Source organism: Anabaena sp. UHCC 0187 (genome assembly GCF_009712035.1).
GTDB lineage: Bacteria > Cyanobacteriota > Cyanobacteriia > Cyanobacteriales > Nostocaceae > Dolichospermum.
In genome coordinates this window covers 1-11810 of the sequence record NZ_VILB01000034.1, presented here as the reverse complement: position 1 = coordinate 11810, position 11810 = coordinate 1, and the positions used below count along the sequence as shown (strand labels likewise).

General features: G+C 37.9%; 9 protein-coding genes and 2 pseudogenes. 7 read left to right on the top strand and 4 right to left on the bottom strand.

The genetic code is table 11. The annotated features are described in order from the left end of the window. Nucleotides 1-96 precede the first annotated feature (96 nt). From FJR11_RS22135 to FJR11_RS22125, 4 genes and pseudogenes are all read right to left on the bottom strand, one after another. Nucleotides 97-2169: a VWA domain-containing protein gene (locus FJR11_RS22135; protein WP_168507659.1), complete on the bottom strand. Its 2073-nt coding sequence runs from the start codon at nt 2167-2169 to the stop codon at nt 97-99. Between the two features lie 274 nt (nt 2170-2443). Next, entirely contained in the window at nt 2444-2923 is a 480-nt protein-coding gene (locus FJR11_RS22130; RefSeq protein ID WP_168507657.1) for a DUF4351 domain-containing protein, read from the bottom strand. Nucleotides 2924-3092: 169 nt separating this feature from the next. Beyond that, nucleotides 3093-3421 (bottom strand): annotated as a pseudogene (locus FJR11_RS23680) (hypothetical protein); the annotation flags it as partial. Further along, the gene (locus FJR11_RS22125; protein ID WP_168507655.1) at nt 3390-3992 is read right to left on the bottom strand and encodes a Uma2 family endonuclease; all 603 of its coding nucleotides are present in this window, start codon (nt 3990-3992) and stop codon (nt 3390-3392) included. The gene FJR11_RS22125 and the pseudogene FJR11_RS23680, both read right to left, overlap by 32 nt. A gap of 380 nt (nt 3993-4372) precedes the next feature. Here FJR11_RS22125 and FJR11_RS22120 point away from each other — a divergent pair, with 380 nt between their 5' ends. The 7 genes and pseudogenes from FJR11_RS22120 to FJR11_RS22090 all read left to right on the top strand — a co-directional run. Beyond that, a complete protein-coding gene (locus FJR11_RS22120; protein WP_168507653.1) occupies nt 4373-6085 on the top strand; it encodes a DEAD/DEAH box helicase in 1713 nt (570 codons plus the stop codon). Nucleotides 6086-6193: 108 nt separating this feature from the next. After that, nucleotides 6194-7459, top strand: coding sequence for a glycosyltransferase (locus FJR11_RS22115; protein WP_168507651.1), 1266 nt, complete (start codon nt 6194-6196; stop codon nt 7457-7459). A 143-nt stretch (nt 7460-7602) separates the two neighbouring features. Continuing rightward, a complete protein-coding gene (locus FJR11_RS22110; protein WP_371416827.1) occupies nt 7603-8634 on the top strand; it encodes a DMT family transporter in 1032 nt (343 codons plus the stop codon). Nucleotides 8635-8895: 261 nt separating this feature from the next. After that, complete coding sequence (locus FJR11_RS22105) at nt 8896-9150, top strand: adenylate/guanylate cyclase domain-containing protein (RefSeq protein WP_168507649.1); 255 nt, start codon at nt 8896-8898, stop codon at nt 9148-9150. A gap of 81 nt (nt 9151-9231) precedes the next feature. After that, the gene (locus FJR11_RS22100; protein ID WP_174763171.1) at nt 9232-9531 is read left to right on the top strand and encodes a four helix bundle protein; all 300 of its coding nucleotides are present in this window, start codon (nt 9232-9234) and stop codon (nt 9529-9531) included. A gap of 65 nt (nt 9532-9596) precedes the next feature. Further along, nucleotides 9597-10637 (top strand): hypothetical protein, encoded by a 1041-nt coding sequence (locus tag FJR11_RS22095; protein WP_168507647.1) that lies wholly within the window; start codon nt 9597-9599, stop codon nt 10635-10637. 523 nt (nt 10638-11160) lie between these two features. Next, nucleotides 11161-11810 (top strand): annotated as a pseudogene (locus FJR11_RS22090) (hypothetical protein); the annotation flags it as partial.

Sequence of the window (11810 nt, the reverse complement as noted above, 5' to 3'; positions counted from 1 at the left end):
TTTGGCACCACTACTTACTATTCGGTTAGGGCTTTATAGACAACGATATTCTAAGGGATTCAGCCTCCTTTATTTCCTTAACCGAGCAGTATTGCATCACTTCCTGGTCATCAACTCCCTAGATTGCTCCACTAAGCGAATAAACTCACCCCGATAACCTTCCTGATCTTCCCCCTGACCTTGAGTTGCCAATTTGATCACCAAATCATAGTTAGCATTCCCCTTGTACTCAGAATCACGGAGGATCATGCCAAAAGTGGCGATCGCCGCAGCAAATCTCAAATTAGTCGATGGTGTTTGATTAGGGTTGAATTCACTATCTTTGATAGTCTGAGTAATCAATTGACTGGTACTATCTTGGGGTGATTTATAACGGAGTTTCACTAACATCATCTCATTATCGGCAGTATTGGTCGCAGTTATACCAGAACGCTGATACCGCAAAGGATCTACCTCTGGTAATTTCACATCACTCTTCGTACCAGTAGGAATAATTTCATACAGTGCAGTCACCGAATGACCAGCGCCAATTTCCCCTGCATCTTTTTTATCATCATTGAAATCTTGGTTTTGCAACAGGCGATTTTCATAGCCAATTAAGCGGTATGCTTGGACTTTAGCCGGATTAAATTCCACCTGAATTTTCACATCCTTGGCAATGGTAAATAGAGTTCCCCGAATGTCATTAACTAGGACTTTTTTAGCTTCCAATAAGGTATCAATATAGGCGTAGTTACCATTACCCTTATCAGCTAGTTGTTCCATTTTGCCATCTTTATAGTTGCCAGTACCAAATCCCAGCACTGTCAGGAAAATTCCCTGGTCTCGCTTCTGTTCAATTAATCTAGTCAATTCAGCATCACTAGAAACCCCGACATTAAAATCTCCATCGGTAGCTAAAATTACTCTGTTATTACCAGATTTGAGGAAGTTTTGTTTGGCGATTTTGTAAGCTAATTCAATCCCCTGACCACCAGCAGTAGAGCCTCCAGCCTGTAAGCGGTCAATGGCTGCTAGAATTTTCGTTTTTTGATTTCCAGGGGTAGCAGGTAAGACGACACCCGCATTTCCTGCATAAACTACTAAACTTACCCTGTCTTCAGGACGTAGTTTATTGACTAGCAATTTTAAAGACTGTTGCACCAAGGGTAATTTATCGGGTTCACCCATAGAACCGGAGACATCAATCAGAAATACCAAGTTGCTAGGTGGTAAGGTTTCACTCTCTAAGCGTTTACCTTGCAAACCTACCTGTACTAATTTGTGTTGGGGATTCCAGGGAGCAGCAGTAACTTCAGTGGTGACGGAAAAGGGTCTATTTCCTGTAGGTTGAGGATAATTATAGGGGAAGTAGTTGATTAATTCCTCTATCCGCACGGCATCTTTGGGTGGTAATTGTCCTTGAGTAATAAACCGGCGCATATTACTGTAAGCTGCTGTATCTACATCTATGGAAAAGGTAGAAAGAGGTTCGTTACCAACACGATGAAAGGGATTATCGTCAATGCGGTTATAGTTTTCGGTGTTGAATTTGCCACCTGTTTGGGGTTCGGGGGCAACCATACCACGAACACCACCCCCAACTGTGAGTTTAGGGCTACTGCGACGATCAAGGGACTGATTAATAACAGGTGAACTCGCTGGGAAATTCAGAGGAGGTGCAATAACTACGCCGGATGGTTTAGTCTTACGGATAGATTGGTCTTGAATGCGTTCTCTGCTAGGTTGAATGGGAGCGATATTACTACGAGCTTCTAATTTATCTGCATCTTGGGGATTGTTGAGAATTGCTAATTCTGGGGCAAATTCTTTTTGTAAGCGTTGTAGGGTTTGTATATCTGTTTGGGCAACTGTGGTGGGGTTATTTGCTATGAGTTCATTGATGCGCTGTGAACAAGTATTCAAGACTGTAGCAAATTCTGTGCGGGTGAGGGGAAGAGTGCCAAAGTTGGGGACGGAAGCGACACAACTATAATTATTAACTAATGCCTGAAGTGCTTGGTAGTTAGGGTGATTGGGTAAAATGGAGTTGGCTGAGATGGTTGAATTGGTGGGAATTGCTTTTGTCAGAGACTGATTTAAAACGGCAATTCCTACTGTTGGTATTAATAATAGGAGTGTTAAAATACTGACTCGCTGCCACGTTTTGGACGGAATCGGGTAAGACATTACTAAATCCTCACAGATGTTTGCCCTGTTGTACTTACCTAGAATAGTCCTGAGCAGGGGGAAATTTGATCAGCGTTACAGTTTTGGTAACTGTAGGGGATACAATACTTCACATATGGCGTTAAGCAATTTTTTGATAAACAACATTAATTTTTTCATGTCTTTTGCTGCAATAACCCGATCTAACCCCTACCCTATGAGTACATTGAGGGTAGGGACTGCCGCGATTACTTCAATCCCGCGAGGAATTGTTAGCAAGATTTAAAACTGACGATTATTGTTGTTTTAACCAAACTTCCAAATCTGCTAATGTTGCAAAATTAAATAAAACGTTTCTCATGGCTTCTAATTTTGGTAAAGATAATACCTGAATTTCGGCTATTAGTGATGAATTAACGTCACCAAAGCGATAATTGAGAAAACTGGTAATCCATTTGACAGCTTCTTTTTTTTTACCCTTTTGTAAAATGTCCTGATAAATTACTGACTCTTGCATAATATCCTCGCGTAAAAATTGGCGAATAACATCTTTTTCAAATTTCAATCCCGCTAAAATCTCTGTACACCCTGCTATATTTTGTCTTTCTTCCCTATTAGGAATTTTAGCAATTTTTTCAGCAACTTGCCCTAATAATATAAATGGTAAATTGGTGCGTGTCAGTGATGCAAGTGGTAATAATGCCGGATTATTTAGGGCTTGCTGAAAGAATGTAAAAGCGTTGCCAGATAAAGGGTTACAGTTTTTTCTGACCAAACAAGTGCAAGATTATTGAGCAAAGATATTGAAAACCCTTGCATTTTCACCAAAAATAACCGCGTACATTTGAAAACTAATTCCCCAACTCTTAATTTTTCAATCCCTGTGACACCCAGATTCAATTTCTAGACTTATTCAGCAAGCCCTATTTAGAAATAATGCACCAATCTTGCTCCCACATCCTGATTACACGATAGCGATGTCTGGTTGTTTCATCTCTAAATTTCTCTGTAAAAGCTACTTCGTTATCAGTTTGTTGTAAAAATATTAATACCTGAATGACAGGACATTTATATTAACGTTTTAACCTGACAGAATAATCTAGCATTCGGAAATCTAAAGGTGTTCTAGACTTTGGTAAAGTCTGAAATTCTATATGCAGAATTAGGTTATCTGTCCGCAAAAAAAACTCACAGAATCAGCGCGAATTGGTTCTAATGTTAGTTCAGTCGTGAAATTGTATCTATGCTGCAAAAACTTGATCAACTGTAATATTTAATTCTGGAAAAGTTGGAGATATAATTATATCTGTATCTCGATAAGCGTTTGGTTGATAAATACCTTGTTCATTGAGAATATATACAAAAATTGTTGGTTCTTTAGGATTACCTAAATAATTACGACTACCAATAGCTAAATAATCAACTATCCAATATTCAGAAATCCCTAAACGTTGATATTCTTCTAGTTTATCTATATAGTCATCTTCCCAATTTGTGGAAACTATTTCTACCGCTAATTGTAATGGTTCAATAAAGGCAGTATAAGCGGATAAGTTAGCATCCCAGAGGTTTTTATCTACTACGCTAACATCAGGAACACGACCTTGTTCTTTACCGCTGGTTGTTACAGTTCTAATGGAAATTCTTCCAGAGACTCTGTAATTGAGATTCAGACGTTCAACTTCCTGGTCTAATTTTCTAGTGAGAAAATCTGCTAAATTATCATGTTTTCTGGTTGCTTGTATCCGCATGATTTCTCCATTTACAAGTTCATAGCGACCTTCTTCGGGGAAGTCGTAGTTGAGGAATTGATCAAAGGTGAGTCGGGTTTTAGTTAGAGTCATAAGACCTCGCGATAAGATAGAATGAGTTATAATTCCAGGATACTTCTAGATTTAAAAATATTGGCTCTTGCGTTGTTTTTATGGTGATTGATTGAAAATCGATTATAACAGTTGGTCAATTCGTCACTCACGCATATTCATCTCATCACCTCCCCATCGGGTAGGTGAGAGGCTTCTACTGTTTAAGCTAAAAGGAAAAGGGGCAGGGGGAAGACCGGGACAGGTTTGGACTCCGCACCGTATAAGTGTCTTAGAAGAACGGGGCTTGTACCCATGTTCCGCACCGAAAAGCGCGTTGGGGGAAAGGGTTTGTTCCCCCTACTAAAAAGCTCCCTTCCGCCCTGTCTCTTCCGATCAAAAGTATTCACACTGGGTGCATCATGAATCAAAATTATACATTTAAATTTAACTCCTCCACAGCCTTAGAAGCACTCAAAGCAGGTAAATACGATCGCCTGGACTTTTACGAAGCACGTCTAGACCTATTTAAACTATCGGTCATGGCAGACTATGACCAGTTAGTGTGCCTTCCCACCCTCACTGCTATTGACAAATATTGGTATCAAATTGAAACAGCCCGCAAGGTTCTGAGACAACTGGGTGGACGGGCATTATTAGCAGATGAAGTGGGTTTGGGCAAAACCGTTGAAGCCGGAATTATCTGTGCTGAGTATTTAGCTAGAGGCATGGTACAGTCCCTACTCGTACTCACTCCCGCATCCCTGGTTTCTCAGTGGCAATTAGAATTAAGTGAAAAATTTAACATTGCCACTATTACCACAGATAACCGTGACCCCCAACAACCCCTAGAAGATTTTTGGACGCAAAATCCCCGCATTATTGCTTCACTCAACACGGCTAAATCTGCCAAGCATTTTTCTCATGTCACCGGTCGCACCTGGGACTTGGTAGTTGTTGATGAAGCACACCACCTCAAAAATCGCACGACTCTTAACTGGAAGTTGGTAAACGCCCTTAACAAGCGGTTTATCCTCATGCTGACTGCAACCCCAGTCCAGAATTCGCTGATTGAACTATTCAATCTCCTGACTCTACTGAAACCAGGTTTATTGCAAACAGAAGCTGCGTTTAAAAAAGAATACGTTGATTCCAGAAATGGACGTATTCCCAAAAATCCAGAAAAACTGCGTTCCTTGATGCGGGAAGTGATGGTACGCAATACCCGCGCTTTGGTAGATGTGAAGTTACCAAAACGATTTGCTACTACAATTACGGTGGCACCTGCGGCGGGTGAACAGAAACTTTACCAAGATTTGAGTGATTATCTGCGTTCTTCTGAAGATAAGTTAGACAGACTTTCTCGAACTAATTTGTTAATGCGGGCTGGTTCTTCCCCTGGTGCTTTGGCTGACTCTCTCAAACAATTGACTAAACGCATACCTGATGATGAAGAATTGAAGTCTTTAGCTAAACGTGCAGCACAGATGAAGCAGGTGGAGAAAGCGCGAGTATTGGTAGAAATGCTGTCCAAATCTAGTCAGAAAACATTGGTTTTCACTACTCACAAAGCCACCAGTGAATATTTAGCTAAAACTCTGTCAGCAGCCAATATTCCCTTTGCAGAATTTCAAGGAGGGATGTCCTTAAAAGCCAAAGATGAAGCGATCGCAGCTTTTCGGGATACTGTTTCTGTACTGTTAGCGTCGGAAACAGGTGGAGAAGGGCGGAATATTCAGTTTGCGAATGCGATCGTAAATTATGATCTGCCTTGGAATCCTATGAAAATAGAACAGCGCATTGGTCGTATTCACCGCATTGGCCAAACCCAGGATGTATTTATTTTTAACTTTTGTTTAAAAGGCAGCATTGAAGAATATATTCTGCGAATATTACATGACAAAATCAATATGTTTGAATTGGTGGTAGGTGAGATTGAGACAATTCTAGGGAATGTAGATGATGAATTTGATTTTAGTGAAATTGTTATGGAGATTTGGTTGAAAAATCAGAAAAAACCTGAATTAGATACAGCTTTTGACCAATTGGCAGATAATTTGTTGAAAGCTAAAGACCAGTATCAGCAAGTTCAGGAACTAGATGAACAGATTTTCGGTGAAGATTTTGAGGCTTAGGGATTGGGGACTGGGGACTTGGGGTAACTATTGTGCCTTGAGTTCACCAAAAAAGATATAATCAATGGCGTTATGTAAAATTTTTTACGATTGCCAGATTTAGCAACAATGCGAATTACAATTTTAGCCTTTGGTTCTCGTGGTGATGTCCAACCTTTTCTAGCTTTGGGTTTGGGACTAAAAAAAGTAGGATATACAGTCAAAATTGCCACTCATGCCAATTTTGAAGCGTGGGTAAAAGAATTAGGCTTTGAGTTTGCCCTATTGAGTATGAACCCACAAGAAATGTTAGAAAGTGAAGCAGGTCAAGCAGCATTAAATACAGGGAAGAACTTATTTAAAATATACAAAACCGTCTCTGAATTATTTAATCCCTGCATGGATGCAAATTTACGAGATGCCTGGGTAGCTTGTCAAGATGCGGATGCTATTATTGGTTCACCTATTGCTTATTGGGGTTTAGATATTTCCCAAAAATTAGGCGTGCCATTTTTTTGGGGAGAACTTTTTCCCTCTTATCCCACCAATTTATATCCGATGCTGAAAATAATGCCAGTTTTAGAGCGTTTGGGTGGCTGGTATAATCGTTTCAGTTATCATTTGATCTGGTTTTTATTTTGGCAGATTTACCGTCAACCTATCAATAATTGGCGAGTAAAAGTATTAAATTTTAAACCTGTACCCTTTTGGAAGTCTTATTTCCAAAGGATGAGAAAACAGAAAACTCCCTGGTTAAGAGGTTTTAGTTCTGCTATTGTTCCCACACCAAAAAATCTACCTTCAGAAATTCATTCTACAGGTTATTGGTTTTTAGATGCACCGACAAATTTTGTTCCTCCTGCTGATTTAGTTGATTTTTTAGCCAAGGGGAAACCGCCTATTTATGTTGGTTTTGGTAGTATGGGAGGAGAAACAGCAGCGAAAACTCTAGAGATTGTTTTAGAGGCACTACAAAGAACAGGAGAAAGAGGGATTTTAGTTACAGGATGGAGTGGGATTAGTAATAGTAATTTACCAGATACAATCTTTAAAATTAATTCCATTCCCCATGCTTGGTTATTATCTCGCGTAGCTGCTGCGGTGCATCATTGCGGTGCAGGAACAACTGCGGCTGTGATTCGTGCTGGTATTCCCCATATTCCCATTCCTTTTGCTGGAGATCAACCTTCTTGGGCTGATATTGTGATGAAATTGAGAGTGGGAACAAAACCTCTACCTCACCAAAAACTAACTGTGGAAAGTTTGACAGGTGCGTTTGTAGAAGTACAAAGTGAAAAAATGCAAACCCAAGCAGCATTATTAGGGGAGAAAGTTAGGACAGAAAATGGTGTACCTGCTGCTGTTAGTGTTCTGCAACATTATTTATCTGCTTGAGAAAAATTGTGCTTATGAATAACATCTATAAAACGAATATTGTTAAGGTTACGAATGGTTTCACCTTTAGAGTTTCCTGATTCGCAAATTCTTTTATCTGATATGTTACCTTTGTTATACCCAAAACCAGAATGTCAAAATTTGTGAACAATATCACTAGGTTATTCAATCCTGGACGAACCTATTTACTTCTGGCTATCCTAATTTTTGCTGCTGCTAACTCCATTACACGCAAACTTACAGAAATTGGCGCACAGAATTTAATTGATGGTAGAAATCCCATTTCTTTTTGTAACGTTTTGTTTGTTGGTAATCTTTGTGCTTTACTAACTTTAATAGTTATTTATGGTCGGCAGTGGAATTTTAGGACTATCAATAAATTATCTGCTACTGACTGGCTAGGTTTACTAGGAGTAGCAATTCTTTCAGGCGCATTAGCACCTTCTCTAATTTTCATGGCATTGGAAAAAACTACTGTTAATAATGTTGTCTTGGTGGGAAGAATAGAACCACCTTTAGCTTTGGCTTTATCAATTATATTCCTCAAAGAAAAAGTTAATAGTTGGGTTATGGCTGGCTCTGTTATCTCTTTTATTGGTGTCATCTTGACAATTATTCTTCAACCTCCACAACCGAATACAATTAATATGAGTGCCAACTTAATGATTGGACAAGGTGAAATTATGGTAGCAGCAGGAGCAATTTCTTTGGCAATTTCTACAATTATTAGTAAAGTTAAATTGCGTCAAATTCCATTAGGAATATTTACAATTTTTCGTACATTTGCAGGTACATTAATTTTCTTTATAGTGGTGATGAAATTATATGGTATAAGTCACTTTATGGATGTTTTATCCCCCTTTATTTGGCAATGGATGTTATTTTATGGGGCAGTTATTATTGTCGGTGGTCAGCTATTATGGTTTCAAGGTCTGAAAAAGACTACTGCTTCTGATGTTTCTTTAGCTAGTTCTTTTAGTCCAATTGCAGGTATTTTATCTGCTTATTGGATTTTGGGAGCAGTCCCCACAACAGCACAGTATATAGGAGGTAGTGTCATTATTTTTGGTATTATCCTCAATCAAATAGGTATTTATAATCAACTGCCAAAAAGTATAACTTCGGAAGAAATTATAATTGAAAAAGACATGGAAGTTGGCTTTAAGGGAATGTAAATTATACAGCACTTTCCTCTGTTATGAGGTACAGTTAGTAATAATAAAAAGATAATTTTCTTATGAAAGCATATTCAATCGATCTTCGAGAAAAAATAGTTGCAGCACATATTCAGCAGAAAATATCAATTCGGAAAGTAGCAACCATATTTTCTGTTAGTAAAAGTCTAGTCCAAAAACTGGGTTTTGCAACAAGAAACTGATGGGAATTTACAACCTAAGCAGCGAGGGAAGCCGCAATTTAAAAAACTGGTTTACTAATTGCTGTTACTGTACCTCATAACAGAGGGAAGTGCTGTAGGTACGAAAAAGTTTGTCTATGATATTTGGGGTGATAGTGTGAATATTGCTAGTAGAATGGAATCACATGGTATACCAGGTAAAATCCAGGTGACAAAGACAAGTTATGAACTTTTACAGGATGAGTTTGTATTTGAGGAACGAGGGGAAATTACTGTCAAAGGTGTTGGGAAGATAACAACTTATTTTCTCTGTGGGAAAAATCAAAAAATATAGGAATAATGATTATGTTCCCGAAATTAAAAACCGGAAAAACGAAGCTTTAAAATTAGAACATCGTCTTTCAGATTTGATCAATTGCGCCGAGCATCCTGTAGTGTATTACTGAATATAGCTGAAGGCTATGGGCGTTATCACTATCTAGACCGCTTACGTTTTATGTATATTGCTCGTGGATCTTTAGCAGAAACTAAAAGTGCTTTCATCATCGCTGAAAAGATTGGATTCTGCACAACAGAACAATTAGCTTGGGTAAATCAAATTGAAGCACAGATTGAAAAAGGTCTTAATGGGTACTGTCGCTTTATTCGTTCTCAAAAACAAGGTGGAGAAGAGTATGGAAAACAATATATTCGAGAACCAGTAACTAAAGATTAGAAATTAGTATTTTACCACCACTTTTATACTAAGTTATTCTCAAATCCCCAATCCCCAATCCCCAGATGTTATCAGATCCAATTATTTCCACGTTAGAAAAAATTATTGCGTTACATGATGGTATCGCAGAACCAGCTAGTGAACACACTTTGAATGTTTTGCTAACTGAAAATTTAGCGTCACTGCTATCCCTACCAGAAGATGTTACGTTTACAACAAAAGCTGATGTATCTCAAAGTGTTTTTGTTACTTATCATTCCGAAGTATTAAATAAATTATCTGATTTATTATCTACTACAGGACAAGTTAGTGCATTAGGTATTAAATATGATGGATACCTCAAAAATACGAATTTTGATAAGCTGCTTACGGAAAGATTTGTGGCCCAAAATGGCTTAATTAAATTTGTTGATGCTAAACCAGAAATCACCCGTTATATTTTATGTAATGTAGCTTACACAGCGAATGCCGAAGAGAAAAGAATTGGTTTAGTTTCCTTTATTATCAATGAATTAACGGGAGTAACACCAGTAGAAATTGGTAATGCTTTATTCTGGGAAGATGATAGAATTGCAGTAGATGAACAAGATTTAGAATTATCACTACCAATTGCTGATTTGTTAAATTTAATTGAAACCCGCAGCGAAATACTAGTTAGTCAAACCTTGGAAAATTGGCAAGCTAAATTAATTAGAGCAAGAACTAGGGATGAAGAGCGACTCAAGGATTATTACAACACAATCAGTGCCGAAATTCTTAGAAAGATAGAATCTAAAGGTTTGATAGATGCCGATAAAGATAAGGAATTAGCAAGAATTGAAGCAACAAATAAAGAGTTAGAGAGAAAATTATTGGATGTAAAGGAGCGTTATACAATGAGTGTAGAGGCTTGGTTACACAGTTCCATGATTATCCATTTACCTACGGTACATATTCAATTCTCTTTACAAAGAAAGAAAGCGAAACGGATTGTCACAGCAGTTTGGAATCCTTTTACTAAAATTATTGAACCATTGCGTTGTGAAGTTTCTGGTGAACCTGTTTATGATTTTTATTTAGATGATGCAGATGCTAAAATTATCTCCTCGACTGTTTGGAAGAAATGATTTATATGTCAAATCCCAAGGGACAATTTTCTCTAAAATCAAAGTTAATATAAAATTAAAGTTAACATATAGCGTTCTGATTTGATTTATAAAATAATTCATGAAGGCTAACTATGGGTTTTATGGAATGATTTTTGTTCACTTTTTTCTAGGATGGCTATATAGGGCTTGCTGAATAAAGCTAAAACTTAGATATATCAAGAGTTGGAAGGTTAAAGAGGTGAATCAGGTGCAAGGAATAAGCGTTGAAACAACCAAAAACCTATCACTGGATCTGATTCAAGACTATTCTTCTCTTCTTCTAATTCTTCCTCCTGACTCCTGACTCCTGACTCCTAGCCCTAACGGAGAGACTTTTTCAGCAAGCCCTATATAGCAATTCGATTTAATTTTTGGATTTATTTATGAATAGATTATTTGTTAATATCGAGAATAGGACATGAACAATTAAGATATACCCAATGCCCAATGCCCAATGCCCAATGCCCAATGCCCCATGCCCACTTAATAAAAGAGGATAATTATGAGTGAATACCAGTATTATGAATTTCAAGCTTTAGATAGAATATTAACAAAAACTGAACAAAGTTACATTGAAAGTCTTTCTAGTCGAGTGGAATTATCACCAACAAAAGCAGCTTTCACTTATAGTTACGGTGACTTTCGGGGCAATCCCCAAGATTTGTTAGAAAAGTGTTTTGATGTCATGTTGTACATGGCTAACTGGGGAACTCGACAGCTTTTATTTCGGTTGCCGAAAAAACTGGTAGATGCTACTTTGATTAAGCAATATTGTGTAGATGATTGTATTTCTGTTTCTAATACTTCAAATTATCTAATTCTTGATATCAATATCAATGATGAAGAATATCAAGATTGGATAGAAGGTGAGGGTTGGCTGTCTAATTTAGCATCACTGAGAGATGAATTACTACAAGGTGATTGCCGGGTTTTATATTTGGCTTGGTTAAAAGCGAAAACTAGAGTATGCGATGATTATGAGCTATCTGAAGATGAGTCAGATGTACTAGAACCACCTGTACCTGCCAATTTACAAAAGTTGTCGGACTCGCTGCAAAGTTTTGTTGAGTTTTTTAAGGTTGATAATGATTTAATTACAGTAGCAGCAAAAGCTAGTAATTCTACACAGGCAGAATTTACATCTTTAGAACC

What these genes read in the sequence shown, in the direction of transcription:
- FJR11_RS22135 (WP_168507659.1), bottom strand. Translation starts at nt 2,169, where the DNA reads ATGTCTTACCCGATTCCGTCCAAAACGTGGCAGCGAGTCAGTATTTTA.
- FJR11_RS22125 (WP_168507655.1), bottom strand. Translation starts at nt 3,992, where the DNA reads ATGACTCTAACTAAAACCCGACTCACCTTTGATCAATTCCTCAACTAC.
- FJR11_RS22120 (WP_168507653.1), top strand. Translation starts at nt 4,373, where the DNA reads ATGAATCAAAATTATACATTTAAATTTAACTCCTCCACAGCCTTAGAA.
- FJR11_RS22115 (WP_168507651.1), top strand. Translation starts at nt 6,194, where the DNA reads ATGCGAATTACAATTTTAGCCTTTGGTTCTCGTGGTGATGTCCAACCT.
- FJR11_RS22095 (WP_168507647.1), top strand. Translation starts at nt 9,597, where the DNA reads ATGTTATCAGATCCAATTATTTCCACGTTAGAAAAAATTATTGCGTTA.